22 protein-coding genes and 1 tRNA gene are annotated in these 26,329 nt (G+C 64.8%); 8 read left to right on the forward strand and 15 right to left on the reverse strand.

Annotated features, from left to right (window positions below):
- Positions 1 to 5: 5 nt before the first annotated feature.
- On the forward strand, positions 6 to 998 hold the full coding sequence (locus tag NHH88_06470; GenBank protein USX15425.1) for a LacI family transcriptional regulator: 993 nt from the start codon (positions 6 to 8) through the stop codon (positions 996 to 998).
- A gap of 5 nt (positions 999 to 1,003) precedes the next feature.
- Here the strand turns inward: NHH88_06470 and NHH88_06475 are convergent, their stop codons facing one another.
- Genes NHH88_06475 through NHH88_06490 form a run of 4 tightly spaced genes read right to left on the reverse strand, consistent with a single transcriptional unit; the run spans position 1,004 to position 4,611 of the window.
- On the reverse strand, positions 1,004 to 2,272 hold the full coding sequence (locus tag NHH88_06475) for an FAD-dependent oxidoreductase (GenBank protein USX15426.1): 1,269 nt from the start codon (positions 2,270 to 2,272) through the stop codon (positions 1,004 to 1,006).
- Positions 2,269 to 2,583 carry a (2Fe-2S)-binding protein gene (locus tag NHH88_06480; GenBank protein ID USX15427.1) on the reverse strand — a complete coding sequence of 105 codons (315 nt, stop codon included), beginning with the start codon at positions 2,581 to 2,583 and terminating at the stop codon, positions 2,269 to 2,271. The genes NHH88_06475 and NHH88_06480 overlap by 4 nt, the downstream gene beginning before the upstream one ends.
- Complete coding sequence (locus tag NHH88_06485; GenBank protein ID USX15428.1) at positions 2,576 to 3,694, reverse strand: FAD-binding oxidoreductase; 1,119 nt, start codon at positions 3,692 to 3,694, stop codon at positions 2,576 to 2,578. Before NHH88_06485 ends, NHH88_06480 begins: the two co-directional genes overlap by 8 nt.
- The gene (locus NHH88_06490; protein ID USX15429.1) at positions 3,679 to 4,611 is read right to left on the reverse strand and encodes a 4-hydroxyproline epimerase; all 933 of its coding nucleotides are present in this window, start codon (positions 4,609 to 4,611) and stop codon (positions 3,679 to 3,681) included. Before NHH88_06490 ends, NHH88_06485 begins: the two co-directional genes overlap by 16 nt.
- 123 nt (positions 4,612 to 4,734) lie before the next feature.
- On the opposite strand from NHH88_06490, the gene NHH88_06495 reads away from it, so the two are divergent.
- Positions 4,735 to 5,547: an AraC family transcriptional regulator gene (locus tag NHH88_06495; protein USX15430.1), complete on the forward strand. Its 813-nt coding sequence runs from the start codon at positions 4,735 to 4,737 to the stop codon at positions 5,545 to 5,547.
- Here the strand turns inward: NHH88_06495 and NHH88_06500 are convergent.
- The 5 genes from NHH88_06500 to NHH88_06520 form a co-directional block, all read right to left on the reverse strand.
- Positions 5,540 to 7,027, reverse strand: a complete 1,488-nt coding sequence (locus tag NHH88_06500; GenBank protein ID USX15431.1) for a diguanylate cyclase — start codon at positions 7,025 to 7,027, stop codon at positions 5,540 to 5,542. The genes NHH88_06495 and NHH88_06500 overlap by 8 nt on opposite strands.
- Positions 7,028 to 7,198: 171 nt before the next feature.
- Positions 7,199 to 9,553, reverse strand: coding sequence for a beta-galactosidase (locus NHH88_06505; GenBank protein USX15432.1), 2,355 nt, complete (start codon positions 9,551 to 9,553; stop codon positions 7,199 to 7,201).
- A 4-nt stretch (positions 9,554 to 9,557) separates the two neighbouring features.
- Positions 9,558 to 10,844, reverse strand: a complete 1,287-nt coding sequence (locus NHH88_06510; GenBank protein USX15433.1) for a DUF2264 domain-containing protein — start codon at positions 10,842 to 10,844, stop codon at positions 9,558 to 9,560.
- A 13-nt stretch (positions 10,845 to 10,857) separates the two neighbouring features.
- Positions 10,858 to 11,994, reverse strand: coding sequence for a glycoside hydrolase family 88 protein (locus NHH88_06515; protein ID USX15434.1), 1,137 nt, complete (start codon positions 11,992 to 11,994; stop codon positions 10,858 to 10,860).
- Positions 11,995 to 12,011: 17 nt separating this feature from the next.
- Complete coding sequence (locus tag NHH88_06520; GenBank protein ID USX15435.1) at positions 12,012 to 14,885, reverse strand: TonB-dependent receptor; 2,874 nt, start codon at positions 14,883 to 14,885, stop codon at positions 12,012 to 12,014.
- A gap of 465 nt (positions 14,886 to 15,350) precedes the next feature.
- Between NHH88_06520 and NHH88_06525 the strand changes: the two genes are divergently transcribed.
- From NHH88_06525 to NHH88_06540, 4 genes are all read left to right on the forward strand, one after another.
- Positions 15,351 to 17,681, forward strand: coding sequence for a glycoside hydrolase family 31 protein (locus NHH88_06525; protein ID USX15436.1), 2,331 nt, complete (start codon positions 15,351 to 15,353; stop codon positions 17,679 to 17,681).
- A 279-nt stretch (positions 17,682 to 17,960) separates the two neighbouring features.
- Positions 17,961 to 19,037, forward strand: a complete 1,077-nt coding sequence (locus NHH88_06530; GenBank protein ID USX15437.1) for a poly(3-hydroxybutyrate) depolymerase — start codon at positions 17,961 to 17,963, stop codon at positions 19,035 to 19,037.
- 18 nt (positions 19,038 to 19,055) lie between these two features.
- Positions 19,056 to 19,544 (forward strand): hypothetical protein, encoded by a 489-nt coding sequence (locus NHH88_06535; GenBank protein ID USX15438.1) that lies wholly within the window; start codon positions 19,056 to 19,058, stop codon positions 19,542 to 19,544.
- A 107-nt stretch (positions 19,545 to 19,651) separates the two neighbouring features.
- Positions 19,652 to 19,858 (forward strand): hypothetical protein, encoded by a 207-nt coding sequence (locus NHH88_06540; GenBank protein ID USX15439.1) that lies wholly within the window; start codon positions 19,652 to 19,654, stop codon positions 19,856 to 19,858.
- Positions 19,859 to 19,944: 86 nt separating this feature from the next.
- On the opposite strand, the gene NHH88_06545 is transcribed toward NHH88_06540, so the two are convergent.
- The 3 genes from NHH88_06545 to NHH88_06555 form a co-directional block, all read right to left on the reverse strand.
- Complete coding sequence (locus tag NHH88_06545; GenBank protein USX15440.1) at positions 19,945 to 20,352, reverse strand: PIN domain-containing protein; 408 nt, start codon at positions 20,350 to 20,352, stop codon at positions 19,945 to 19,947.
- Positions 20,346 to 20,747: a hypothetical protein gene (locus tag NHH88_06550; protein USX15441.1), complete on the reverse strand. Its 402-nt coding sequence runs from the start codon at positions 20,745 to 20,747 to the stop codon at positions 20,346 to 20,348. The genes NHH88_06545 and NHH88_06550 overlap by 7 nt, the downstream gene beginning before the upstream one ends.
- 122 nt (positions 20,748 to 20,869) lie before the next feature.
- Positions 20,870 to 20,946, reverse strand: a tRNA-Met gene (locus NHH88_06555).
- A 158-nt stretch (positions 20,947 to 21,104) separates the two neighbouring features.
- On the opposite strand from NHH88_06555, the gene NHH88_06560 reads away from it, so the two are divergent.
- Positions 21,105 to 21,509, forward strand: coding sequence for a VOC family protein (locus tag NHH88_06560; GenBank protein ID USX15442.1), 405 nt, complete (start codon positions 21,105 to 21,107; stop codon positions 21,507 to 21,509).
- 13 nt (positions 21,510 to 21,522) lie between these two features.
- Here the strand turns inward: NHH88_06560 and miaA are convergent, their stop codons facing one another.
- Genes miaA through NHH88_06575 form a run of 3 tightly spaced genes read right to left on the reverse strand, consistent with a single transcriptional unit; the run spans position 21,523 to position 25,422 of the window.
- Positions 21,523 to 22,479, reverse strand: coding sequence for a tRNA (adenosine(37)-N6)-dimethylallyltransferase MiaA (gene miaA / locus NHH88_06565; GenBank protein ID USX15443.1), 957 nt, complete (start codon positions 22,477 to 22,479; stop codon positions 21,523 to 21,525).
- Position 22,480: 1 nt separating this feature from the next.
- Positions 22,481 to 24,490 (reverse strand): DNA mismatch repair endonuclease MutL, encoded by a 2,010-nt coding sequence (mutL, locus tag NHH88_06570; GenBank protein USX15444.1) that lies wholly within the window; start codon positions 24,488 to 24,490, stop codon positions 22,481 to 22,483.
- Positions 24,491 to 24,498: 8 nt separating this feature from the next.
- Positions 24,499 to 25,422 (reverse strand): peptidylprolyl isomerase, encoded by a 924-nt coding sequence (locus tag NHH88_06575; protein USX15445.1) that lies wholly within the window; start codon positions 25,420 to 25,422, stop codon positions 24,499 to 24,501.
- A 136-nt stretch (positions 25,423 to 25,558) separates the two neighbouring features.
- Between NHH88_06575 and NHH88_06580 the strand changes: the two genes are divergently transcribed.
- Positions 25,559 to 26,203 (forward strand): VTT domain-containing protein, encoded by a 645-nt coding sequence (locus tag NHH88_06580; protein ID USX15446.1) that lies wholly within the window; start codon positions 25,559 to 25,561, stop codon positions 26,201 to 26,203.
- Positions 26,204 to 26,329 lie beyond the last annotated feature (126 nt).

A 26,329-nucleotide genomic window follows, 5' to 3' on the forward strand; every position in this document is an offset into this window, starting at 1 on the left:
CGATCATGAAAAAAAATGTAGCAACCATCCGCGACGTCGCGGCGGCGGCCGGTGTCTCGACGGCCACCGTCTCCAAGTTCGTCAACGGCGCGCAGCGCTTCTCGCCGGCGGTGGAGGCGACCATCAAGGAAGTCATCGCGCGGCTGGGCTACCGTTCCAATCCATTGGCGCAATCGATGATCACCGGCCGCACCAAGAGCATCGGCCTGTCGGTGCTGGACGTCGGCAATCCCCATTTCACCAGCATCGTCAAGGGCGCCAACCGGGTCGCGCTGGCGCACGGCTACACCCTGCTGCTGGTCGACACCGAGGAAAATCCCGACCGCGAGCGGCCGTTGCTGGAAGCGCTGAGCCGCCGCGTGGACGGCCTGATCATCTTTTCGCGCATGCTCGAATCGGAAATGGACTGGGTCATGGACCTGGGCAAGCCGCTGGTGTATTTCGGCCGGCCGGCGCGGCTGAACCTGCCGTGGGTCGGCAGCGACGACCATCGCGGCGCCGGCATGCTGGTGCGCCACCTGGTCTCGCTGGGGCATAAGCGCATCGCCTACCTGAGTTTCCCGCGCTCGCGCCGCGATGAGGACCGGCTGGGCGCGATCCGCGAATGCCTGAAGGGCTACGGGCAGGAATTGACGGTCTACGAAGGCAGCGCGCCGACGTCGGCGGAAGGCGAGCGGCTGTGCTCGGCCATCATGCTGGGAGCCGAGCACCCGGACGCCTTGATCTGCTACAACGACCTGATCGCGCTCGGCTTCATGAAGGCCGCGCAAACGCTGGGCTTCAACCTGCCGGCCGACATCTCGGTGGCCGGCTTCGACAACATCCAGTACGGGCAATACACGTCGCCGGCGCTGACGACGGTCGACCTGCAGAGCGAGCGCATGGGCGTCGCCGCGATGGAAAAGCTGATCGCCGCCATCGACGGCAAGCCGCTGTCGGACACCACGATGATCGAACCGCAACTGGTGCTGCGCACCTCGGTCGCCAAGCGCAATTAACTGTGTCAGGCGATGATGGTGTCGATGCGCGCCGGCGAGATCGGCATGCGCACCGCGTCGGGACGCCAGCCGTACAGCACTTCGGTGGCGCCGCCGCAGATGCGGCCCTGGCACGGCCCCATGCCGCAGCGCGTTTGCAGCTTGGCGCAGCGCCAGGTGGTGTGCGTGCGCAGTTCCCCGTGGCAGACGTCCTCGCAGCGGCAGACGATGGTGTCGTCGCCGGCCAGGGTGGCCAGTTCCGGCCGCAGCGCGAAGGCGCGCGCCAGCCCGGCGGCGAATTTGCGCCAGCGCGCGCGTTGGCCGAAATCGGCGTGTGTCGGCACGATCTGGCCGGTGGCCGACAGGCCGGCGATGCGGCCCTCCACCAGCGCCAGGTCGACTCCGCCCACGCCCGTGCCTTCGCCGGCGCAGTAGATGCCGGGCACCGAGGTTTGCTGCCAGTGGTCCGCTTCGACCACCGTCGCCGTCCCGGCACCGCCGCTGGCGGTGGCGCAGCCGAGCGCCTGCGCCAGTTCCACGTTCGGTATCAGCCCGTAGCCGCAGGCCAGGTAGTCGCATTGCAGCGTCTCCAGTCCGCGGCCCTTGCCGCGCTGGACCAGCACCGATTGCAGCGTGCCGTCGCCGTGCGCCGCGCGCACGTAGCTGTCGCGCAGATAGGGCACGTCCTTGAGTTGCGCGGCCAGCCGCAGCGCCTGCGCGATCTTGGACGGCGTCGCCAGCAGGCCGGCGGCAAAGCGCGCCATCGCCGGCGTCGCCGCCTGCTCGATGATGGCGACGATGTGCGCGCCCTTGAGCTTGAGCGTGGCCGCCACCGCCAGCAGCAGCGGGCCGCTGCCGGCCACCACCACCCGCTTGCCGCGCAGCGGATAGCCGCCCTTGGCCAGCGCCTGCAGGCCGCCGGCGCCGGTCACGCCGGGCAGGGTCCAGCCGGGAAAGGGCAGCAGCAGTTCGCGCGCGCCCGTCGCCAGGATCAGATGCCCGAAGCGCAGCGTGTCCGACGCCGCCGCCGTTTGCACCCGCAGTTGTCCGGGCTCCGGCGAATACAGCACCCGCGTTTGCGGCAGGAAGGTGACGTTGGGCGCGTCGCGCAGCGTGTTCCACAGCGATTGCGCGCGCGGGTCTGTTTGTTGATCGGGGCCGCCGCGCCAGATCTGGCCTCCGGCCAGCGGATTGTCGTCGACGATGCCGACCTTCACGCCGCCGGCGCAGGCGGCATGCGCCGCCGCCAGTCCGGCCGGGCCGGCGCCGATCACGAGGACGTCGTAGTAGCTCATGCCGCGCGCTCCAGCGCGCCGGTCTGCACATGCATGCCGTCGGCGCACAGGGTCTGGCACGAGAGCTGGTGCGGCCTGCCGTCGATGGTCACGCGGCATTCCTGGCACACGCCCATGCCGCACAACGGGGCGCGCGCGGCGCCGCCGACCGAGCGCCGCGTGACGATGCTGCCGGCCATGGCGATGGCGGCGGCCACGCTGACGCCGGGCGCCACGGTGATGGCGCGGGCATTGATGCTGAGGGTGAGGCTATCGCCCTTGTCGCCGTTGGCGCGGTTGTTGGCAAAAGTGTGGGCGGCGAATTCAAACATGGAAGCGGCGGGGCAGGTAGGGATTGATGGAAATGCGCGTGCTCTCGCCCTGCATCTGGCCGGCCAGCAGCTGCGCCGTCGCCAGCGAGGTGGTGATGCCCAGGCCTTCGTGGCCGGTGGCGAGCCACAGGCCGCGCCGCGCCGGGTGCGGTCCGATCAAGGGCAGGCCGTCGGGCGTGGCGGCGCGCAGGCCGGTCCAGCAGCGCAGCACGTTGAGCTGCGCCAGCGCCGGGGTGAAGGTGGTGGCGTGCCTGAGCATCCGTTGCAGCATGGCCGGCTCCACCGCCGTATCGATTGTGTCGAACTGGCGGGAGGAGCCGATCAAGACTTGTCCGGTGGGACGGGGCTGCAAATTGAACGCGACCGAATCGCCGCTGGCGGCATGGGCGCTTTTGATATAACCCAGCTCCACCAGCTGATGCCGGACAAAGCCGGGATAGCGGTCGGTGATGGCGATGTGTCCTTTTTTCGGCTGCACCGGCAGCTCCGGCAGCAGCGCCGACGAGCGCGAACCGGCGGCCAGCACGATGTGCTGCGCCTGGTGGCGCGTGCCGTCGGCCAGCACCACGCCGTGGTCCTCGATGGCGGTGACGGCGGCGCGCTTGGTGATGGCGCCGCGCCGCATCGCGCGGTCGAGCAGGATGCGGGCGCTCTTGGGCGGGTAGACCAGGCCGTCGCCCTTGACCAGCAGGCCGCCGGCCAGGCCGGCGCGCAGCTGCGGCTCGCGCGCGTACAGCGCCGCCGGCGACAGCAGCTCGCAGGTGACGCCGTAGGCCGACAGCGTCTGCGCCTTGACGCGCGCGGCGTCCATTTCCTCTTCATCGGCGGCGACCCAGATGGTGCCGCAGCCGCTGTATTCGTGGCGCTGCGGGCGCTCGCCCACCAGATCGTTCCACAACGCGACCGAATACGCCGACAGCGCCAGTTCGGCCGCGTTGTCGTCCATGACCACCAGGTGGCCCATGCCGGCCGCCGTGGCGCCGCCGCCGGCGATATCCTGCTCGATGACCGCCACCCGCAGTCCGCGCTCGCTGAGCGCGTCCGCACAGGCGGCGCCGACGATGCCGGCGCCGACGACGATCACGTCGGTGTTGTTCACCTGATGCCCCATTGGAAGGGATCGGTCGGGTCGAGGATCAGCCATGCCTGGGCGTTGACCCACGCCTTGCCGCGGATGCTGGGGACCAGCTGCTCGCCGCGATAGCGGTAGGACGCCTCGAACACGCTGCCGATGACGCTTTCCTGCTTCCACAGCGCGCCCTCGGCCAGTTTGCCGTCGGCCGCCAGGCAGGCCAGCTTGGCGCTGGTGCCGGTCCCGCACGGCGAGCGGTCGTAGGCCTTGCCCGGGCATAGCACGAAGCTTTGGCTGTCGGCGCCGGTGCGCGATGGCGCGAACAATTCGATGTGGTCGATCAGCGCGCCGCCGTCGCCGGTGACGCCGTCCCGCTGCAGCGCCGCGCCGACGGCAACGCTGTAGGTGGTCAGCGCCTCGACGTTGGCGACGTTCAGTTCCAGCCCATGGTCGGCGACCAGGAAGAACCAGTTGCCGCCGTAGGCGACGTCGCCGGTGACCGCGCCGTAGCCCGGCACGTCCACGCTGACTTGTGCGCGGCTGCGGTAGGAGGCGACATTGTCGACGGTGACGCTGCCATCTTCATGCAGCTCGGCCTCCACCACGCCGACCGGGGTGTCGATGCGGTGGCGGCCCGGCCCGATGCGGCCCATGAAGGCCAGCGAGGCCACCAGGCCGATGGTGCCGTGGCCGCACATGCCCAGGTAGCCGACGTTGTTGAAGAAGATGACGCCGGCCGCGCAATCGGCGGCGTGCGGCTCGCACAACAACGCGCCGACCAGGACGTCGGAGCCGCGCGGCTCGCACACGACGGCCGAGCGGAAGGTGTCGTGTTCGCGTTTGAGCAGCGCCAGGCGCTCGTCCAGGGGACCTTTGCCCAGATCCGGGCCGCCCTCGGTGACCAGCCGGGTAGGCTCGCCGCCGGTATGGGAGTCGATGATGGTGATGGTTTTCATGCTCGAATCTTAGTCTTCCCGGGGTGAGCTGTCTTGCACCGCCTGCGCACGTTAAATGACGAAATCGGCACAATCTCAAAAAAACAGCAGACTGCGGAACGGACCGCTGGCACAATCGCAAACATGGACAATTCCTCCCTCCCCGACGACCCCGCCCGCCGCGCGCTGGGCGCAGGCATAGCCGATCCGTTCTTCGCCGAGGCGCTTTTCGACGCGCTGCCGGACGTGGTTTTTTTTGTCAAGGATGTGCAGGGAAGGTATGTGGTGGTCAATCAGACCTTGGTGCAGCGATGCGGCCGCCGGCACAAATCGGCGCTGATCGGACGCACTCCGGCCGAGGTGTTCGCCCATCCCTTCGGCCAGTCCTATGTGGCGCAGGACATGGCGGTGCTCGCCGGGGGCCACGACATCGAGGACCAGCTGGAGCTGCATTTGTATCCCAGCCGCGATCCCGGCTGGTGCCTGACGCGCAAGACGGCGCTGCGCGACGGCGACGGCCGCATCGTCGGCCTGACCGGCGTCTCGCGCGACCTGGCGATGGCGGACAAGAAGAATCCCGCCTACCGCAAGGTGGCGGCGGCGGTGAACCTGATACAGGAGCAGTTCGGCCAGCCGCTGCATCTGGCCGAATTGGCGCGCACGGCGAATATGTCGGTGGCGCAGATCGAGCGCTATTTCCTGCGCATCTTCCACCTGACGCCGAGGCAGATGATCATCCAGACCCGCGTCGAGGCGGCGTCGCGCATGCTGGGCGGAGGCGCCAGCGTGGCCGAAATCGCCCAGGCCTGCGGCTACGGCGACCATTCGGCCTTCACGCGCCAGTTCAAGGCCACCACCGGCGTCACCCCGTCCCAGTACCGCCAGCTGGCGGGCAAAGCCCCCGGCCAACCAGCCGTCCATCCGGCCGGCCCGCCGGCGGCGGCGGCGTTCAGGTGACCGTGACCATCTCCGCGTCGGCGATTTCGACCCGGTTGCGGCCCTGCTGCTTGGCGCGGTAAAGCGCGGCATCGGCCAGTTTCATCAGGTCGACCGGCTGGTCGTCCTCGCACGGAACGATCAGCGCCACGCCGACGCTCGCCGTCAGCACCTGGAAGGGCGAGCGGTCGTGCGGAATTCCGAGCGAGGAGATGGACTGGCAGATCATGTCGGCCATCGCCAGCGCGTGCGCCAGGTCCGGCGCCTCGGCGATGATGGCGAATTCCTCGCCGCCGTAGCGGGCCACGAAGTCGCTGTTGCGGCGGATATGCGTGGTCAGCTCGTCCGCGACGGCGCACAGCGCGTCGTCGCCGGCCTGGTGGCCGTAATGGTCGTTGTACTGCTTGAACAGGTCGACGTCCAGCATCGCCAGCATCAGCATCCGGTTGCCACGGCGGCAGCGGTTCCATTCGCTGGCCAGCATCTCGTCGAAGCGGCGCCGGTTGGCGATGCCGGTCAGGCCGTCGGTGGCGCTCATGGCCGCCAGCAGGCTGTTCGACTTTTCCAGTTCCCGGGTGCGCGCGCGCACGCGGTTTTCCAGGTCGCGCTCGCGTGCATGCAGCTCGTCCAGGAGGACGGCGAAGCCGATGCCGACGATGCAAAGCGTCAGGATGAACTCCTGCGCGCGCACGGTCTCCAGGTGTACCGGCACGTCGCCGAACGGTTTGAGCCCGGTGGTCATCATCATCGCTGTCGACAGGGAAATCAGCGCCACCGTCAGGGTGGTGAGGCGGATGCCGCAGCGGAAGGCGATCAGCGCCACCGCCGGCAGCAGCAAGGTTGGCGTGACGGAGACACCGTCGATTTCACCGCCGTGCGCGGACAGCACGGCCGTCGCCAGCAGCAGGGTGAAGATCAGCAGGGCGTCGTCGAGCCGCGTCAGGCGCCGTTCGCGGCGTGCCGGCTGCGACAGCGATAGCAGCAGCGGCGTGTAGATCAGCAGCCCGAGACCGTCGCCGAACCACCACAGGCGCGTCAGCGTGAAGTACGAAGGCGGGGCATGAAACAGAAAATGCAGCACGGCCGCCGCCATGAAGGCCGCCAGCAACGCGCCGACCACGGGGCCGGCCAGGATGAAGATCATCAGATCCTTCAGGCGCTGGAGGCTGAACGACGCGCCGCTGCGGCGCATCAAAGCGTAGGTGACGAGGACTTCCGTCAAATTGCAGACGCTGAACAGGAACGCGCCCGTCCAGCCGAAGGCGTTGACGTTGCCCAGCACATCGGAGGTGAAGGTGAGGGCGGCCAGCAGCGGCGCGCGGCGCCCCTCGAAGCGCAGCAGCGCCGCCAGCAGCACCGCGTTGGGCAGCCAGACGACGACCACGTTTTCAGGCGTGACGGCGCAGAAGAAGGTCAGTTTGACGCTGGCGAAGTGGAACAACGGCAGCAGCAGGCAAAACAGCCAGCCGGGATGGTGCCAAAAATTCTCGCGGTTGTTCATCGCCGGCTGCCCTTGTCACGCCATCATCCCGGCCACCGTGGCCGTTGTTGAGATGATTGCGCGACAAGATAGTTGATGTCAATGCTTGCATGCGTGTAGGGTGCATTCGCGTCGCGGAATCGGTCGTGTATGTGTCGGGACGCATACACGACCGATCGGCCGGTTGGCTGGTCAGCCGGTTTTGACCAGCTGCTCGCCGACGTAGACCCGGTAGTGGCGTATGCGGCCGGTTACCCCGTCGGCGCCCTGGCGCGGCGTGTAGCGCAAGCCGGCCACCGTGTCCGATTGTCCCAGGTCGAGGATGATGCGGTGCGGGTGGGCCGGATGCGGCGCCTTGCCGCTGTAGGCGCTATGCCAGAAGTCCGTGGCCTGGCCGTTGATGGCGTTGAGCGCCGAGCCGTCCTCCTTGGTGCGCTCCTCGCTGCTGACGTAGGCGATGGTCCAGTTGGACTGGTTCAGCGTCTTGCCGTCCGTGCCAAGCAACGCCAGTTCGGCGATGGCGGCGAACTGCTTGCCGTCGAAGGCGTCGAGCGATTCCAGGCACACCTGGCGGCCTTTGACGGCCTGTGCGAACTTGACATCCTGGGTCGCGGCGCCGTTCTGGAATTCGCCTTCGTGCGCCGGCTTGACCCCGTCCAGCGCCGGTTTGTCGTTGTTCGGCGGCCGGGCAAGATCGAGTTCGGGGCGCAGCTTGTCGAGGATAGGCGCCTTCAGGCCGGCGATGCGCGCGCTTTGGGGCCCGGTCAGGTCCAGCACCACCACCTCGTTGCGGCCACGCTTGATCCACGGGCCGGGCAGGTACATGGTCTGCGTCGGTCCGATGTTCCAGTAGCGTCCCAGGCAGCGGCCGTTGACCCATACCACGCCCTGGCCCCAGCTCGACATGTCGAGGAAGGTGTCGCCGGTTTGCGGCGCGTCGAAGCTGCCGCGCCAGAAGGCCGGGCCCTTGGCGCGGCCGGCTTTCCACGTCAGCGGCGGCAGCACGCCGTCGGCGTCGAAGTCGATGGCGCGGATTTCCCAATTTTCCAGCGGCTGGCCGGCGAAACGCACGGGCCCGTGCATGCCCTTGCGGTCGTGGATCTCGACGCCGAAGTTGACGCGGGCGATGGTGTACAACAGGATTTCAAGAGTCACGGGACGGCTGCGCGCCGGCAGGTCGACCTTGAAGCGGCGGTAGCGGGTGTCCATCGTGCCGACCTCCTTGCCGTCGACGTAGACCCAGGCCAGGTCGCGCACCTTGGCCGCCTCCAAGGTGCCGGCCGGACCGGCGGGCAGGGTAACCCTGTAGGACACCAGGCCCCGGCTGATGTCGTACTTCTCTATCGGCTCGGGGGATACGACCTTGATGGCGTTGGCCGGCAGCGCCGACGACACCGGCGCCGACTGCTTCATCGTGAACGGCGCGATGGCGATCAGCGGATTTTGCGGCGGTGGCGGCGGCAGCGTTTCGCCGGCCATCAGGTAGGGCTTCATGCCGTCGCGGTAGGCCTGGAATTTTTCGCCCATCCATCCGGCTTCGCTGATCGGGGCGTCGTAGTCGTAGCTGCTGGTGTCCGGACGGAAGGGCCGGTCGCAGCCGCCCCACAGGCCGAAGGTGGTGCCGCCATGCGCCATGTACAGGCTGAAGGAGCCGTTCGCCTTGAGCATGGTCTGGATGTCGGCCACCGCGCCGGCGGCCGAGCCCCGGCGGTGCGGCGCGCCCCAGGTGTCGAACCAGCCGGAGTAGTATTCGCCGCACATGCGCGGCCCTTTCTGCACCTGGTCCAGCACCTTGAAGCCGGCGGCCGGATCGCTGCCGAAGTTCGCCACCGAGAACAGCTCCTTCAGGTGGGTCTTGGCGACGGCGTTGGTCGGATTGCATTGGAACAGCGGGACGTCGAAACCGGCGTCCAGCAGCCCCTGGCGCATCTCGCGCATGTAGTCGAGGTCTTCGCCGAAGAAGCCGTATTCGTTCTCGACCTGCACCATCAGGATCGGACCGCCCTTGGTGATCTGTTGCGGGCCGAGGGCGCGGCCGACTTCCTTCATCCAGCGCTTGGCCGGCGTCATGTAGTTGGCGTGGCGCGTGCGCAGGAAGCTGTCGCCGGGGCTTTTCAGCAGCCACCATGGCAGGCCGCCCATTTCCCACTCGGCGCAGGCGTAGGGGCCGGGACGCAGGATCACCCATAAGCCCTCGGCCTGGGCCAGGCGGCAGAATTCGGCCGCGTCGCGCTGGCCGGCCCAGTCGTATTTACCCTCGCGCCATTCGTGGTAGTTCCAGAACAGGTAGGCGCAGACGGTGTTGAGGCCCATGGCTTTGATGGCCTTCAGGCGGTGCGTCCAATATTCGCGCGGCACGCGGGCGAAGTGCATCTCGCCGCAGCGGATCTGCAGGCGCTTGCCGTCGAGGAGGAAGTCGCTGTCGCCGATGGCGAAGCGCGCGGAGGCGGCGGCGTGTACCTGGGCGGCCACCGGCAGCAGCAGGCTGCCCATGGCGGCGCTGGCGCCGCGCAGCACGCCGCGGCGTGAAATCGAGTATGTGGTCATGGAATCAGTAGTTGACTGGGTAATCTTTAGGGAAACGGGCGCCGGCGAAGGCCTTCTTCTGGGTCCAGTCCTGCGGCGCCGAGGTCCAGTAGCTGTCGCTCTCGGGCAGGCCAAGCGGCAGCAGGCTGGCCGAGGCGATGTACATGCTGCCGTTGTTGGAGTACCAGTCGCCCAGCTCCGGCTGGTGGCCGACGAAGCCGATGGTCAGGTAGCCGTCCTTGGTGAAGTTGCCGGGAGCGGTCCACACGGCCTTGTGTACCGCCTGCAGCGCTGCGCGGATCTGGCCCTCGGGCAGGCTGGCCGGCAGCTGCTTGCGCAGCGCCAGCAGCGCAAGCGGCTGGAAGGCCGCCGTGCGGTAGGTGAGCGAGCGGCCGATCGGCGGGAAGCTGCCGTCGGTGGAGATGAAGCGCTCCAGGTGCTCGCTGTAGCGCTGCATGCGCTTGACCGCCTGCGCGCGCAGCTCCTCTGGTTTGCCGTTCCAGAACGCGCCTTTCTTCTGATCGAGCACGTCGAGTATCTCCACCAGCATCGGGTGCATGACGAAGGCGTTGTAGTAGTCGAAGTGGAAGGCGTCGCCGTCCTTGATCCAGCCGTCGCCCACGTACCATTCGTTGATCTTGCGGATCGCGACGTTCATGCGCAGCGGGTCGAACTCCTCGCCGATCGACATCAGCCACGCTTCGTTCATCGCCGCGAACAGCATCCAGTTGATGTAGGGCGGCTCGATGCGGCGCAGCGCCTTGATCTCGGCGATGATGCGCTGCTTGGTCTTGGCGTCGAGCGGCTCCCACAGCGCTTTGGGCGCGCGGATCAGGGCGTTGGTGAAGTAGGCCGAATCGACCAGCGTCTGGCCCGGGCCTTTCCACAGCAGGTAGTCGGGATTGGCCGGATCGACCGAGTTGGTATAGCTTTGCAGCGCCAGTTGATGCAGGCGCTTGCGGGTGCGGCCCTCCGGCGTGCCGTCGTCCGCCAACGCCAGCCACGGCGCGACGCCGGCGATCAGCCGGCCGAAGCACTCCAGATAGGCGACGCCCTTGTCGCGGCCATCCCAGGTCGGGCTGACTTCCAGCGCGAAGTTCTTCTTCAGCGTGCCGGCCGCCATATTGACCAGCACCGGTTCCGTCATCTTCTGCGCCAGCGCGGCCAGTTGCGCGCGCGCTGTTTTGCCGTCGGCGCCCGCCACCGAAGCCGACCCTGCGGCGGGCGTGGCGGCGATCGCGCTTTGCGCGCCCAAAGTGGCGCCGGCGGCCGAACCGGCCATCACGGCCTGTATGAAATTACGTCGTTCCATCGTGTCTCCGTTCTTATTTTTTCAGCAGCCGCACCATTTCGGAGGACGCCAGCAGATACGCGCCCACCCCGAAAGGCGTGGTCGAATTTTGATCGACCACCTGTCCCGGAATCGCGCGCTCGCCGATCGGCTGCACATAGCCGATCCTGCCGTCCGGTTGCAGCGCCGTCTTGCTCAGGAATTTCCAGCCCTTGCGCACCGTTGGCAGGTACTCGTCGCGATCGAGCACGCCATTGTTGATGCCCCACAGGTAGCCGTAGACGAAGAAGGCGGTGCCGCTGGTTTCCGGCCCCGGCGCGTGCGCGGGATCGAGCAGGCTGCGGGTCCAGTAGCCGTCGTCCGATTGCGCCTTCTTCAGCGCCTGCGCCATGCCCTTGAACTTGGCCACGTAGTCGGCGCGGTGCGGATCGTCCTTGGGCAGGTCGGCGAGCACCTTGGCCAGGCCGGCGAACACCCAGCCGTCGCCGCGCGACCAGAAGTCCTTCTTGCCGTTGACGCTTTTGTGCTTGGGATAGACGTAGCGCGCGTCGCGGTAGTAGAGCCGCTCCTCGCTGTCGTACATGATGCTGTTCGAATAGTCGAAATACTCGTGCAGCTTGTCGAGGTACTTGCGCTCTCCCGTGACGTTGGCGAGCTTGGTCATCACCGGCATCACCATGTACAAACCGTCCGACCACCACCAGTAGTCCTTCTGCGCGGTGCTCATCTGGTATTCCATCACCTCGCGCGCGCGGGCGATCTTGCGCGGGTCCTTGACCTTGTCGAGCTCATAGAGATCGATGTAGGTCTGGAAGCAGATCTGCCAGTCGCCGAACAGCACATGCTCGTCGGTCTCGCCGTACTGGTACTTCCACTTGGTCTTGTCGGTGGACTTCGCGCCCTGCCACTGGTTGTGGATGGCCCAGTCCTCGGAATACTGGCGGTAGCGCGGATTGCCGGTGATCTTGTAGGCCTCCATATTGCCGGTGTGGTAGGCGGCGATATCCCAGAACGCCCACTTTTGCGGCGTTTCGCGCTGCTGCCAGTAGTCGTTGACCTTGTTGATAATGGCGACGACCTCCTGTTCGGAGGTGTCGACCGCCGGCGGCGCGGTAGCGCAGCCGGCCAAACCGAGCGCGATCGCACCGGTTGCGAAGAGTCGTTTCATCATAGGTTGGTGATGGTCCCTTAGAGTTTTCCGCGGATGCCGAATTTGATGGTGCGGCCATCATACTTCGCGTAGTCCATCCGTGTCTTCTTGCCGCTGCCGTACTGGCCGCTCGCGTCCTCGAAATAATCCTGGGCCAGCGTGTTGCTCAGGTTGAGCGCGTCGATGCGGAACTCCAGCTTCTCGCTGATCTTGTAGCTGATGTTGGCGTCGAGGTAGCCGCGGCCGGCGCGCCAGCGTATCAAGTCGTCGCCCAGGTTGCGCGGGTTATCGCCGTGCAGCGACTTGCCCTTGTAGTTATAGGACATGCGCATCGCGATCGGACCGTTCTCGAAGTACAGCGTGGTGCTGTAGGCGTACTTCGGCACCGAGTTGACCTCGATCTCCTTGCCGGCGTTGGTGATCCACTTGGCGCTGTTGAACGGATCGATGTGCGTGTAGCTGGCCAGCGCGCCCATGCCGTTGAACGGCGCAGGCAGGAAGCTGAACGCCTGCTGGTAGGCCAGCTCGTAGCCTTTGAGCGTTTGCTGGCCGGCGTTGGTGTAGCTGCGCAGGGTCATCGCCAGGTTCGGGTCGACACGTCCGCTGGCGTCCTGGAACAGGGGGCCGAGCGCGGTGTCGGGTAGGCCGAGGGAGCCGAAGGTGACCAGCTGGGTGTTGGCGACGGTGGCGTCGGTCAGCTCCTTCTTGAAGTAGGCCGCCGACAGCAGGCTGCCCGGCGAGAAGTACCATTCCAGGCTGGTGTCCAGGTTCTTCGACTGCTGCGGGCGCAGGTTGGGATTGCCCGAGGTGGCGGTGTTGTCAAACTGGTTGGGGATCACGGTTTGCGCGGCGATCACCGACAGCGAGGCGCGCGTGATGGTCTTGCCCCACGAGGCGCGCCACATCAGGTTCTCGGTCAGGTCGAAGGCGCCGCTGACGGCCGGCAGGACATTGCTGTACGAGCCTTGCTCATGGTTCGGCGAGTACGCCAGGCTGGCGCCCTGCTGCTTGAAGTTGTCGATCTTGGTGTCGGTGCCGGAGAAGCGTACACCGGCGTTCAGGCGCAGTTCGCGCTCGCCGATCTTGCCCCGGAAGTCGGACTGCACGAACGCGGTCTTGACATCCTCCTGCGCGGTGAAGCTTTGCGACGGCGTGAAGGCCGATTCGGGATTGTAGGTGTTCGGATCGAACTGCGAGTAGAAGTAGTTGCTGTCCCAGGTGCTCCACGAATGCGGCCAGCCGGCGCCGAAGTCCAGGTTATCGATCGGCAGGTTGCTGGTCATGCCGTTGCGCATGCCGGCCGGGCCGATGCTGTTCAACTTCGCCGTCGCCAGCGAGGTCCCGTTACGTTTGTTGACGCCCTTGGTGGTCGAGACGAAGGTCAGGCCGGCTTTCAGGTGGCCGGTCCATTCGCCGGGCAGGTCGTAGTCCCAGTCGGCGACCACGCGCGCCTGCTTGCCCTTGTCGGTTTCCTTGGTCCAGCCGGTGCTGACGGCGAAACCGCTCCAGTTGTTTGGATCGGTGTAGCTGGTCGGCGACGAGATCGAAGGATAGACATGGTCGCTGCCGTAGTCGATGGTCGATTGCGCGCCGTAGATAAAGCCCGACAACTGGCCGGTCGCGCTGGTGGCGCTGCTCTGGTTCAAACTGGCCTGGCCGGTCAGGGTCAGTTTGTCGCTGACCTTCCAGCTGCCGTTCAAGGCGCCGTAACCGAATTCGGTTTCGTCCTTGGTGTAGCCGGCGCCGGCGTTATAGGTGGTGTTGGCGAAGGTGCCGGTCAACAGATTGGTGGCCGGATCGATTTTCACGTCGACCGGAATCAGGCCGTTGTTGCCGTTGGAACCGGCGGGCAAGGTGCGGTTGGTGGTCCTGGTGCTGCGCACCAGGATGCCGAACAGGGTTTCCTCGCGGGTGTTCTCCAGCTTCGAGTACATCGTGTCGAGACTGAGGTTGAGGGTCGGCGTCTTCCACTGCAGCGACGACACCAGGCCGTCGCGGGTGCGCTCGTTCTGCGAGCCGTAGAAACGGTAGATACGCGGCAGCAGGGCCTTGTCGATCTGGTCGCGGGTATAGCCGGACAGGTTGGCGCGCGGATCGTCATAGTCCAGGGCCAGTGCGAAATTGCCTTTCACGGGACTCTGGCTGCCGTTGAAGGAGCTGTTGTAGCCGCCCGTCGCCTCGAAGCCGGAGCGGGTGTTGACGCTGCCCGAGTGCGAGGCGCCGATCAGGAAGCCCAGCTTGTCCCAGGTGTTCGAGTACAGCACGAAGCCGTTCGGATCATGGTGCTTGGAGGCGGTGTTGTAGGTGTCGGTCAGGCCGTAGCGGATGGTGCGCTTCGGATTGTCGAACGGGCGCGGGGTCTGCAGGTCGACCACGCCACCGAGTCCGCCCTCGGTCAGCTCGGCCAGCGGCGATTTGTAGAAGTCGACGCGGCCGAACAGCTCGGACGCGAACACGTCGTAGTTGAAGCCGCGCGCGGCGCTGCCGATGGTCGATGTCGACGTGGTGTTGACCGGCGCGCCGTTCAGGGTGGTGACCGAGTAGTCGGTCGGCAGGCCGCGGATCGAGATGCGCTGGCCTTCGCCGGACGACTCGTCGCGGTTCAGGATCACGCCCGGCACGCGCTGTAGCGATTCGGCGACGTTCGCCTCGGGGAATTTGCCTATGTCCTCGGCGACGATGGAGTCGCGCACGCCGATGGCCTGGGCCTTGAGGTTGAGCGCCTTCTGGAGGCTGGAGCGGAAACCGGTGACGACCACGGTTTCGACTTTGTCCTGGGCGGGGGCGGCGGGGGCGGCCGCAGGGGGAGCTGCTTCGCCGGCGGTGGCCGGGGTTTCCTGTGCAATTACCCCCGGGGTGTACATGGCGGCCAGCGCCAATGCCACCATCGTCTCCAATGTCTTCTTTTTCATTTTTTATCCTCAGTGTTTGATTTCTGGGTCGCCTAAGCCGTCTCTCGCCTGGCAGAGTCAAGACTAGTCATTTAGTAATTACTGAGCAACCTGCGGTGAGAGTTTCATCGACCGCTGGTTAAACGGTTTCCGCAGGGGAAGAATCCCGTGCTTTCCCTCTCAGCGGCGGGATCGGCGGGGAACGGGTGGCTTGACGGACGAGGAGGGAATTGTCATAAAAGTCACAAACAATCACCAAGATGATCATTTCGGCCTGGTGCTATTCCCACTTCGTATAGACGGACGCAATTTTTCTATACGAACTTGTGGAAAAAAACTGACGATTCGGTCACCGCGCTGATTCCGCCCAGATGCCGACGGTGCGCCTGGCCTTAAATTTCAGTCGGCTGTTTGGTGATTTTCACACTTGCGACATTGTTGTGACCACGACAAAATTATCGGCCTGTAATCACAGGAACCGCCCCCATGAAACTGCTTTCAACCCGCTCCGCGTTGACGGTGCTCGCCTTCACCTCATTCTTCACCTTCGCCGCCCATGCCGCGCCCCTCGTCACGCTCGATCGCAGCGGCGCCTGGGTATCGGTGCAGGCGTACGGTCCGAACATCGTCCACGTCTCCATCGCCGCCGACAAGGCCGAGGCGCTCAAGGCGCCCGGCTACGGCATCATCGCCGAACACGCGGACGCCAGCGCCTTCAAGCACACGGCCGGCGCCGACGGCGACACCTTCTCCTCTTCGGCGCTGACGTTGCATGTCAACGCCGCGCCGCCTCCGCGCGTGCCGAGCACCGGCGAGAAGTACTTCGCGCCGCAACTGGCGCCGGTGGGCCTGCAAGTCAAGAACGCCAAGGGCGAGACCATCCTCAGCATGAACGGCTGGGAGATGTCGCCGCAAACGGTCAACACCGAAAAGACCTACCAGGTGGGCGCCTCCTTCGCCGCGCCGGCCGACGAGCATTATTACGGCATGGGCCAGAACCAGGAATCGACCGGCGCGCTGGACCTGCGCGGCCGCACCATCGACTGCGCCCACTGGTACGACGCGCCAGCCGGCGAGACGGTCTGCGTGCCGTTCATGGTCAGCTCCAAGTCTTATGGCATCGTCTGGGACAACCCGTCGGCCACGCGCTTCGTCGCCGGCATCAACGGCCGCACGGTGTTTCAGTCCAAGGTGGGGGAGCGCGTCAGCTTCTTCGTCATCACCGGCGACAAGCCGGAGACGCTGTATTCGGGCTATGCGCGGCTCACCGGTAAAACGCCGATTCCCCCCAAGGCGGCCTTTGGCCTGATTCAGTCCAAGGCGCGGTACGACAGCCAGGACCTGATGCTGAAGGTGGCCAAGACCTACCGCGAGAAGAAGTATCCGCTCGACGTGATGGTGTTGGACTGGTTCTACTGGACCCGCATGGGCCAGATGGACATCAACCCGGCCGAGTTCCCCGACCCGGACGGCATGAACAAGCAACTGCACGACATGGGCATGCAGTCGATCATCTCGATCTGGCCGCGCTACGAGACGTCGGGCCGCTATTTCAACGAGCTCGATGCCAAGGGCTATCTGCTCAAGGACAAGGACGGCAAGACCGTCGACGGCCTGCCGTTCCGCTCCGACCGCACCGGCGGTTTGATCGACGCGACCAATCCGGCGGCGCGCGCGTGGTTCTGGCAAAAGGCGCGCGACAATATCCTCGCGCGCGGCTTCGACTACCCATGGCTGGACGAGACCGAGCCGGACCTGGTGCCGGACGGCTTCTTCTATTCGATCGGATCGGGCGACCGTTACCGCAACCTGTTCCCGCTGCTGCACGTGGAAGGTGTGGCGCAAAACATGCGCGCATGGAAGCCGAACAAGCGTGTGCTGATCCTGTCGCGCGCCGCGTATCTCGGTTCGCAGCGCACCGGCGCGCTGTTCTGGTCATCGGACATCCATCCGAGCTGGGAGGCGCTGGCGCGCCAGATCCCGGCCGGTTTGAATATGACCGCCTCCGGCATCGCCTACTGGGGCAACGACATCGGCGGCTGGCAAGGACTGCCGCCGACCACCACGGCCACCAAGGCGCCGTTGCTCGACCCGTCCGACGCGCGCGAAGTGGTCGGCCAGTATCACGACTATCCGGAGCTGTTCACGCGCTGGTTCCAGTACGGGACCTTCCTGCCGACGTTGCGCGTGCACGGCGACCGCAAAGGCAATGAATTGTGGTCGTTCGGGCGCGCCGCCGAGACCATACTGGCCGACTACGACCGTCTGCGTTATCGCCTGATCCCGTATCTGTACTCGAGCGCCAAGACCACCTACGACACCGGCGCGCCTTTCATGCGGCCGTTGTGGATGGACTTCGCCGGCGACCCGAATGTCGCCAACATCGGCACCGAATACATGTTCGGCCCCGCCTTCCTGGTGGCGCCGGTGACGGAGCAGGGACAGACGCAAAAGGATGTGTATCTGCCGGCGGGCGCCGATTGGTACGACTACTGGACCAACCAGAAATTCAGCGGCGGCCAGTGGGTCAAGGTGGCCGCGCCGATCGAGCGGATACCGGTGTTCGTCAAGGCTGGATCGATCGTGCCGGTTGGCGCGGACATCCAGTCGACGGCGACCAGGCAGGCGATCGCCGCCATCCATGTCTATCCGGGCAAGGACGGGGAGTTCAAGCTGTATGATGACGATGGCGCCAGCTACGACTACGAGAAAGGCAAGGGCGCGACCACCACCACTTTGCGCTGGAACGACGCCGCGCAGAGTTTGAGCGCCAGCGACAAGGCGTTGGCCAAGCTGATGAAGGTCATCGGCAAATAAAATCACGCGCCGGTTTTCTAAAACACGTAGGGCGGATTAGGCGGAACGCCGTAATCGGCCATGGGTGAGCCGTCGACGGCGCATGCATGGCCGATTACGCTACGCTAATCCGCCCTACGTGTTTTATCGAACCGCTTCCGTCCGGATCATCATGTGCAGTCAAGTGCGCAGTCCGGGTAAAACTTGATAAACCTCAAGAGCCAGCCCCGCATAGATCAATACTATTTCTACGCGGCTAGAACATCGATGCCGACCCATCCATAAAACAGGAGGCGTACGATGGTCGCGAGCGCGGGCGAAAAAATAGTTCAACTGGGATCGTATGCGGCGTCGAAGCGGGACAATTCGATCTCCGGCCTGTCGTCGGGCGCCTTCATGACCGTGCAGTTGCACCTGGCCCGTTCGGCCAGTTTTTCGGGCGCGGGCATCATCGCCGGCGGACCGTTCCGCTGCGCCCAGACCTACCGGTCGCGCGAGGTGGTGGCGGCGGAAGACGCCTACATCGAGAACTCGCTGTACATCTGCATGAGTCCGCTCATTCCGCAAACCGCCCCGGACCCGCGACAATTGGCCGACATGACCCGGGACACGGCCAAGGCGGGCCTGATCGACGATGTGGCCAATCTGGCCGACGACCGGCTCTACATTTTCACCGGCAGCCGGGACGAGGTGGTGTATTCCGACGTGGTGGCGAAAACACGCAAGTTCTACGAAATGCTGGGCGTAAAACCGGAGAATATCGCCTACCACGACAATGTGCCGGCGGGCCATTCCATCATCACCAACAACCCGGAGGATTCGGCACTGGCGACCAACCAGCCGCCGTACATCAACAACGGCGGATTCATGCAGTCCCACGATATTCTGCGCCATATTTATGAAGGCCTGGAGCCCCCCGCCGAGCGCCTTGCCGGACAGTTGGTCCGTTTCGACCAGACGGAATTCCTGGGCACGGACGCGCAGTGGACCAGCATGAGCCGTTTCGGCTATGCCTACATCCCGTCGCGGGTCCTGGCCGGCGCCGTGGCCGCGCCGCGCGTGCATATCGCACTGCATGGCTGCAAACAGGGCTACAACTACACCGACTACGTCAACGGCCGTGCGGACACCGCCAACCAGCCGCCGTACGGCAACCGTTACATCGCCAGCACCGGCTACAACCAGATCGCCGAAAGTAACGACATCATCGTGCTCTATCCGCAAGCGGAGGGCACGGACAACGGTGAGATCCAGAATCCCGATGGCTGCTGGGATTGGTGGGGATACAGCAGCAAGGATGCCAAGTCGCTTTACTATTCGCGTGACGCGGTGCAGATCAAGGCCATTCACGCCATGCTCGACCGTTTGTGCGCTTGATGCCACCAGGAGGATGTCATGACCAAATTTCCCGTTTCTGTCGGCTCCAAAACCAGCACCACGCCGGACGTCGCCGCCGAATCGGACGCGCTCGCGTCGGGTGCGCTGACGTCCATTGCCCATGCGCTGACCACGCAAAAGCTGGCGAAGAAATATGCGACGAGCATGGCCAACAACGGCGCCTTGTCGCTGAGCCTGGCGACGCGGTTGTGGGATCCCGAGGTCTGGAGCGAGTCGATGCAATTGCAGGCGGCCATCCTGCGCCGCTTGCAGGCGCAGGGCCAGAATTGGCGCACGGGTTGCACGGTGCTGCTGCAGGACTATGGGCAGCTGCGGCAGGCCAACACCATGTCCAAGCTGCTGGAGAAGCAGTGCAATCTGTCGTCGCAATTCGCCCAGCTGCTGGGCAACCAGGCCACGAATTTCGTCGCGCTGCTGGAAAATATCGATGTCGATTATGGTTATTGGGCGAGCCAGAAGACTTCCGCTCCGCCGGCGGCTTCGTGAGCCACCTGCGCCGGGATCGAGTGCACGAGCCGTGACAAAAACGCCGACTTTGCGTCCTGCTTAAATGTTATACACTAGCCTTAGTGTTTTCCGAGGAGGAGGCAATCATGGGGCTTTCCTTAAAAAAATCAGGTGGGAAAGACAGGCGGGAGGCGCGGGTATCGACGCCCAAAACCGAGGTGGCTCTGCCTTTGGACAGCCGCGCCGTTCGCCGTGCCGCATTAATGAAAATGCGCGACCTTTGGAACGATACAGGCGCCAAATCGGCTGATGGTGTTGAGTATCAAAAAACGATGCGCGCCGAATGGCGATAGTACTTTTTGGCACAAATACAGGGCACTTCAAGTGCTAGCTTCGGATGTGGGAGGACTTCGGCAAGTAGCTGCGCGCGCGGCCCTATTTACTCCAGGGGCGGTTTGACGTTGACGACTTTGCCGTCCTTCATCTCATATGGAATGTGACATTCCCCGGCGCCGCCAAAGTCTTCGGGATTGCGCGTGATTACGACGCGACCCTCGGACAGTGCCGTCGCTCGTATGATGCAGTCAGGCAGTTTTTTGCCTGATGTCTTGCGCAACTGGGACGCGAGCCGCATGATCGCATCATTCGTATGGATGATCTTGACTCTCATTAACAGCAGCCGTAGGTCGAAGAGGGCGATAGCTGGGACGTCGAGCTTTACGGTTGCCTCCATCCAGGTGATGACGCTGATCGCGGCGTCGTCATAGGCGGCCAGCTCCGCAGTTGCTTCGTCAATGCCGAGCGTCTGGTCGATTACGATATTGCTATCAAAAAGTACGCTTACCATTCCGCGCGCAGTTGCTGCTCGTAGACTAAGCCGTCCTTCGGCTTTCCTTCCTCGCCGGCCCAGAGCGGCCCGCCCTGATTCAGTATGGCGAGACGCGCTGCGCGGCGCTCCTCTAGGGTGCCCTCGATCGGGAGGAGCTTCGACAATGCGGCATCCAGATGGTCTGTTCGAGTGGCCCACGCCGTCAGAGAGTTCCAGGCGGAGATCTCCCTCAATATTTTGTCCGCAGATGATTGCTCCAACACGCCGGTCGCCTGTTTGACCATCTCAAGAAGGCGGGCCGTTTGTTTCAGCTGCGTGTTGATAATCTCGAGCGGGTCGACGTTTTTCACACGCGCCATCGCTTCGAACGCGGCGAAGTGGCTGTCCTCTATATCCAACGTGATTTTTCGCATGACATACCTCGTGTCGCTATTTCACATAAACGAGTGTAGCGCATATTAGCTGGAAGACCATCATAACCGCAGCGGCAAAGAAAAAGCCGCTGACCCTTTCGGGGCAACGGCTTTCGGAATCTTGGTGGTGATAGGTGGACTTGAACCACCGACCCCAGCATTATGAATGCTGTGCTCTAACCAACTGAGCTATATCACCTGCAACGCCCAGCATTATCGGGGTTGGGCTTTGGACTGTCAAGGGTGGTCCAAAGATTTTTCTAAAAAAGTGCGTGCAAGCGCGTGGCTGTCGCTAAAACGTTAGCATATTGGTATCCTGACGCTAGGACTATCAGCATATAACGGAATGGAGATGGTATGGCCACCAATATTTTTGTGAATTTGCCTGTGCGCGACTTGCCGAAATCGGTGCAGTTCTTTACCCACCTGGGCTATTCGTTCAACCAGCATTACACGGACGAGGGCGCCACTTGCATGATCGTCGCCGAGAATATCTTCGTCATGCTGCTGACCGAGGAGCGCTTCAAGACTTTCACGCCGAAGCCGCTGAGCGACGCGCGCACCTCGACCGAGGTGCTGGTGTGCCTGCAGGTCGAGTCGCGCGAGCAGGTGACGGCGCTGGTCAACAAGGCGATCGAGGCCGGCGGCAGTGCGTACAAGGACCCGCAGGATCACGGTTTCATGTACGGCCACGGCTTCCAGGACCTCGATGGCCATCTGTGGGAAATCATTTATATGGATTCGGCGCCGCCGACCACCTGAAAGGCCTGATGGCCTATCCCAGCTTTTCGGCGATCCGCGCCAGCATGGCGCCGGCCGGATCGGGCGCCAGGCAGTCCAGCGCCACGCGCTCCGGCATGGAGCGCAACCACGTCAACTGGCGCTTGGCCAGCTGGCGGGTGGCGATGATGCCCGTCTCGCGCATGCTCGCGTAGTCGATTGTCCCGTCCAGATACTCCCACGCTTGCCGGTAGCCGACACAGCGCATCGACGGCAGTCCCGGATGCAGGTCGCCGCGCCGCCGCAGTACTTCAACTTCCGTGATCAGATTACCGTCTTCCGATTCTTCCAGCATGATGTCGAAGCGGCGCGCGATGCGCTGATGGAGCACCGCGCGGTCCGACGGCTCCAGCGCGAACGACAGCAGCTCGAACGGCAGTTCCGTCTTCTCCCGCAGCGCCAGCAGCTCGGACATCGGTTTGCCGCTCAGGGCGCAGATCTCCAGCGCGCGCTGGATGCGCTGGGCGTCGTTGGGCGCCAGCCGCGCCGCCGTCTCCGGGTCGAGTATCGCCAACTTCGCATGCATCGCCGGCCAGCCGATGCGCGCGGCTTCTTCTTCCAGTTCCACGCGCAGGGCCGGATCGGCGCCAGGCAGGTCGTCCAGGCCATCGGCCAGCCCTTTGAAGTACAGCATGGTGCCGCCGACCAGCAAGGGCAGGTTGCCGCGTGCGACGATCTGGTCGACCAGCCGCAGGGTATCGGTGCGGAACTGCGCCACCGAATACGAATCGAGCGGGTCGAGGATGTCGATGAGGTGATGCGGCGCGGCCGCGCGCTCCTCGCGCGTGGGCTTGGCGGTGCCGATGTCCATGCCGCGATACACCAGCGCCGAATCGACGGAGATGATCTCGGACGGGATGCGCTGCGCGATCGCCAGCGCCGACGCGGTTTTGCCGGACGCCGTCGGTCCCATGATGGCCACCGCCAGCGGCTTTGAAACAGGTGCGTTCATGTTATTGGCCGCGCAGGAAAAGCTTGTCGAGCGCGCCGATTTCCACCTGCACCCAGGTCGGGCGGCCGTGGTTGCACTGGTCGGCGCGTTCGGTGGTCTCCATCTGGCGCAGCAGGGCGTTCATTTCCTGCGTCGACAGGATGCGGTTGGCGCGCACCGCCGTGTGGCAGGCGAGGGTGCCGAGCAGTTCGTTCTGGCGCTCGATCAGCACTCGCGAGCCGCCGAATTCGCGCACGTCGCGCAGCACGTCGCGCGCCAGGGTCTGGGCATCGGCATTCTTCAGCAGCACCGGCACCGAGCGCACCGCCAGCGTGGTCGGCGACAGCGCGGCGATGTCGAAGCCCAGCGCCTGCAAAGTCTCCTGGTGTTCCTGGGCGGTGCCCACTTCCACCGCGTCGGCGTAGAAGGTGACGGGGATCAGCAGGGGCTGCACCTGCATCTCCTCGCCGGCGACGCGGCTTTCCAGCGCGGTCTTCAACTGTTCGTACAGGATGCGTTCGTGCGCGGCGTGCATGTCGACCAGCACCAGGCCCTTGGTGTTCTGCGCCAGGATGTAAATGCCGTGCAGCTGCGCCAGTGCGAAGCCGAGCGGGAACTCCTCCTGCGCCATCGCGGCGGCAGACACGGTGAACGGGCTGGCCTGCGGCAGCGCCATATCCGCTTCGGCGCGGTAGCCGTCGATGCGGCCGGCGCCGCCGAACAACGCGCCGTACTTTTCGGTGCTCTGGGCGACGCCGCCGTCGTTGCCGCCGAAGCGCGGCGCGCCGAAGCCGCCGCCGGCGCTGAAACCACCGGAACCGTTGCCGCCGATGCCGCCGGCATCACCGTTGCGCGATCCGAACGGCGACGGCGAGAACGTCGGCGAATAATTCGGATCCAGAAGCGCGGGCCCCAGCAGTGGTCCGAACGAGGTTTGCTCGCCGCGCCAGGTCGCACTGCCCAGACTTTCGGCGGCGGGCAGCGGTGACGGCACGCTGCCGTGCGACGTCGCCGATGTCGACGCCAGCGCGCGCTGCACCGCGTGGAAGACGAATTGGTGCACCGCGCGGCTGTCGCGGAAGCGCACCTCGATCTTGGACGGGTGGACGTTGACGTCGACCAGCGCCGGATCGAGTTCGAGCGCCAGCACATACGAGGGGAAGCGGTCGCCGTGCAGCACGTCCTGGTAGGCGGCTTTGACCGCGTGCACCAAGACCTTGTCGCGTACGAAGCGCCCGTTCACGTAGAAGAACTGGCCGTCGGCGCGCGCCTTGGAGGCGGTCGGCAGGCCGGCGTAGCCGTGCAGGCGCAGCGCGCCGCCCCTCTCGTCGATCGGCAGGCGCGCCTCGGCGAAGCCGTCGCCGAGGATATGGGCGCTGCGCTTGGCCATTTCGCTGACGTTCCAGTGGTCGATGGTGCGGCCGTTGTGACTGAGCGAGAACGACACGTCGGGCCGCGCCAGCGCGATGCGGCGCACGACTTCGGCGCAGTGGCCGAATTCGGTCTGTTCGGATTTGAGGAACTTGCGGCGCGCGGGCGTGTTGAAGTACAGGTCCTGCACGTCGATGGTGGTGCCCAGGGCGCCGGACGACGGCGACACGGTGCCGTTGTGCGAGCCGACGATTTCCCACGCGTGCGCGGCGTCGGCGGTGCGCGAAGTCAGGGTGACGGCGGCCACCGAGGCGATCGAGGCTAGAGCCTCGCCCCGGAAGCCCAGCGTGCCCACGTTTTCCAGGTCGTTCAGGGAGGCGATCTTCGAGGTCGCGTGCCGGGCCAGCGCCAGCGGCATCTGCTCGGGCGGGATGCCGCGCCCATTGTCGGTGATGGCGATGCGTTTGACGCCGCCTTCCTCCAGCCGCACGGTGATCTGCGTGGCGCCGGCGTCGAGCGCGTTTTCCAGCAGCTCCTTGACGACGGCGGACGGCCGCTCGACCACCTCGCCGGCGGCGATTTGCGAAATCAGCTGGTCGGGCAGGGCCTGGATCGGGCGGGGAGCTGCGGGGGAGAGGGTTTGGGTGTCTGGCGCGTTCATCGCAGGGATTATAACGCCGGGCGCTCGCGCACCGGTATCGGCGCGTTGCACAGCTCAACGTAGTTGGGCGAGAACTTGTTCCATGGCCCGCCGCGATTGCGCTGCGCCTCGATCACCCGCTTGTAGATCGGCGCCTCGCTGCGCATCACTTCCAGGTTGCTGCGCTCCGCCTCCGGCACGTCGGCCGCCAGACGCACCGATTTGATCGGCGTTCTGGCCTCGTTCGCACCATAGAAGCCCATCGCCTCGCCGCCGCGCGGCTGCGTCGCCAGCAGCGCCATGCCCGATACGACCCGTCCGATGACCGTCACGTTGCGGTCCAGGTGACGCGGTGCGTGGCCGTTGACCGCGTACAGCTCGGCGCCCGTGCCGCTGTCGGTGTCGTTGTCGCGGCCGATGCCGACCATGCCGTAGCAGTGCGCGAGCCAGGTGGTTTTGGTCTTCGGATCGCGTCCGACCGGGAAGCCGTTGGAGTGGCCGATTTGCGGCGCGTAGCCGTCAAAGTCCATCTGGCGCACAAAATGCTTATCGTTGGACATGGGGACGGTGAACTCCGCCGTCACCTTGGCTTTGGCGCTGCCGAGCGGCTTGGGTTTGGTTTCGGCGTCCGGATCGCCCCACTGGGCCACATAGTTGTCCTGCGAGCGCAGCACGGCCAAGCCGTCGAAGTACTTTTCGTTGACCAGGGTCTTGAGGTTGGCGATGCTCTGGGGCGCGAAGTCGGGCGCCAGTTCGATCACTACGCGTCCGGCCGGCAGTTCCATGTACAGCGTGTTGTTCGGGTCCAGCGGACGCCAGTCGGCCGGTTGGGATTGTTTGACCAGATCGCCGGCGCTTGGCCGGACCGGCAGGTCGGCGGCCGAGGCCGCGGCGGCAAGCGCGCTGAGCGGGACTATATAAGTACAACTACGTAGAAAATCGGTCAGGGACATCCGTAATCTCCTTGGTTGGACGTATCCGCTTGCTGCGGGTACGCGGACGATTGTAAACTGGTTAAGATGACCTGGAAACTTCGAGTTTTCAAGGCATTGTGGTGTATGATTCCGGCGCACACTTTATGGGAAGAATATGGATTTTATGCAATTCTTCGACATGATCCTTCATGTCGACAAAACATTGGAAGTGATCATTCAACAATACGGCACCTTGGTTTACGCGGTGCTGTTTGCCATTATTTTCTGCGAAACCGGGCTGGTGGTGCTGTTTTTCTTCCCAGGTGACACGCTGTTGTTTATCGCCGGCGCGCTGTGCGCGGTGGGCGAGATGCATCTCGGGCTGTTGATGTTCCTGCTGATCACAGCGGCGATCACCGGCAACACGCTCAACTACTGGATAGGCGAGGCCATCGGTCAGAAAGTCTTCACCCACGATTACCGCTGGCTCAACAAGGATGCCTTGCACAAGACGCACGAGTTCTTCGAAAAGCACGGCGGCAAGACCATCGTGCTGGCGCGTTTCGTGCCCGTGGTGCGCACCTTTGCGCCGTTCGTGGCCGGCGTGTCCGACATGACGCATACGCGCTTCCAGCTGTACAACATCACCGGCGCGGTGCTGTGGGTGGTGCTGCTGACCACCGCCGGCTACTTCTTCGGCAACATCCCGCTGGTGCGCGACCATCTGACCGAGATCGTCATGGTCGGCGTCGGCGTGGCCGTGGTGCCGATGTTGCTGGGCGGCGCCTGGAAGCTGGGCCGCCGCGTGATGGGCCGCTAAGCCGCATCCAGCCTCGCTCCTGGCCTGTATCAAGCACGCCGCGCCATTCGCGCGGCGTGTTGCTTTAGAAACTCCTCCGAAATATTTCTCCCTGCCATCGTCGGCACGTCTCAAGTTTTGCCCAAA

Source organism: Oxalobacteraceae bacterium OTU3CAMAD1 (genome assembly GCA_024123915.1).
In the GTDB taxonomy this organism is placed as follows: domain Bacteria; phylum Pseudomonadota; class Gammaproteobacteria; order Burkholderiales; family Burkholderiaceae_D; genus Rugamonas.

Bases quoted from the DNA above. Each gene is read 5' to 3' on its own strand.
- NHH88_06470 (USX15425.1), top strand. From the start codon at position 6: ATGAAAAAAAATGTAGCAACCATCCGCGACGTCGCGGCGGCGGCCGGT.
- NHH88_06475 (USX15426.1), bottom strand. From the start codon at position 2,272: ATGAGCTACTACGACGTCCTCGTGATCGGCGCCGGCCCGGCCGGACTG.
- NHH88_06480 (USX15427.1), bottom strand. From the start codon at position 2,583: ATGTTTGAATTCGCCGCCCACACTTTTGCCAACAACCGCGCCAACGGC.
- NHH88_06485 (USX15428.1), bottom strand. From the start codon at position 3,694: ATGGGGCATCAGGTGAACAACACCGACGTGATCGTCGTCGGCGCCGGC.
- NHH88_06490 (USX15429.1), bottom strand. From the start codon at position 4,611: ATGAAAACCATCACCATCATCGACTCCCATACCGGCGGCGAGCCTACC.
- NHH88_06495 (USX15430.1), top strand. From the start codon at position 4,735: ATGGACAATTCCTCCCTCCCCGACGACCCCGCCCGCCGCGCGCTGGGC.
- NHH88_06500 (USX15431.1), bottom strand. From the start codon at position 7,027: ATGAACAACCGCGAGAATTTTTGGCACCATCCCGGCTGGCTGTTTTGC.
- NHH88_06505 (USX15432.1), bottom strand. From the start codon at position 9,553: ATGACCACATACTCGATTTCACGCCGCGGCGTGCTGCGCGGCGCCAGC.
- NHH88_06510 (USX15433.1), bottom strand. From the start codon at position 10,844: ATGGAACGACGTAATTTCATACAGGCCGTGATGGCCGGTTCGGCCGCC.
- NHH88_06515 (USX15434.1), bottom strand. From the start codon at position 11,994: ATGATGAAACGACTCTTCGCAACCGGTGCGATCGCGCTCGGTTTGGCC.
- NHH88_06520 (USX15435.1), bottom strand. From the start codon at position 14,885: ATGAAAAAGAAGACATTGGAGACGATGGTGGCATTGGCGCTGGCCGCC.
- NHH88_06525 (USX15436.1), top strand. From the start codon at position 15,351: ATGAAACTGCTTTCAACCCGCTCCGCGTTGACGGTGCTCGCCTTCACC.
- NHH88_06530 (USX15437.1), top strand. From the start codon at position 17,961: ATGGTCGCGAGCGCGGGCGAAAAAATAGTTCAACTGGGATCGTATGCG.
- NHH88_06535 (USX15438.1), top strand. From the start codon at position 19,056: ATGACCAAATTTCCCGTTTCTGTCGGCTCCAAAACCAGCACCACGCCG.
- NHH88_06540 (USX15439.1), top strand. From the start codon at position 19,652: ATGGGGCTTTCCTTAAAAAAATCAGGTGGGAAAGACAGGCGGGAGGCG.
- NHH88_06545 (USX15440.1), bottom strand. From the start codon at position 20,352: ATGGTAAGCGTACTTTTTGATAGCAATATCGTAATCGACCAGACGCTC.
- NHH88_06550 (USX15441.1), bottom strand. From the start codon at position 20,747: ATGCGAAAAATCACGTTGGATATAGAGGACAGCCACTTCGCCGCGTTC.
- NHH88_06560 (USX15442.1), top strand. From the start codon at position 21,105: ATGGCCACCAATATTTTTGTGAATTTGCCTGTGCGCGACTTGCCGAAA.
- miaA (USX15443.1), bottom strand. From the start codon at position 22,479: ATGAACGCACCTGTTTCAAAGCCGCTGGCGGTGGCCATCATGGGACCG.
- mutL (USX15444.1), bottom strand. From the start codon at position 24,490: ATGAACGCGCCAGACACCCAAACCCTCTCCCCCGCAGCTCCCCGCCCG.
- NHH88_06575 (USX15445.1), bottom strand. From the start codon at position 25,422: ATGTCCCTGACCGATTTTCTACGTAGTTGTACTTATATAGTCCCGCTC.
- NHH88_06580 (USX15446.1), top strand. From the start codon at position 25,559: ATGGATTTTATGCAATTCTTCGACATGATCCTTCATGTCGACAAAACA.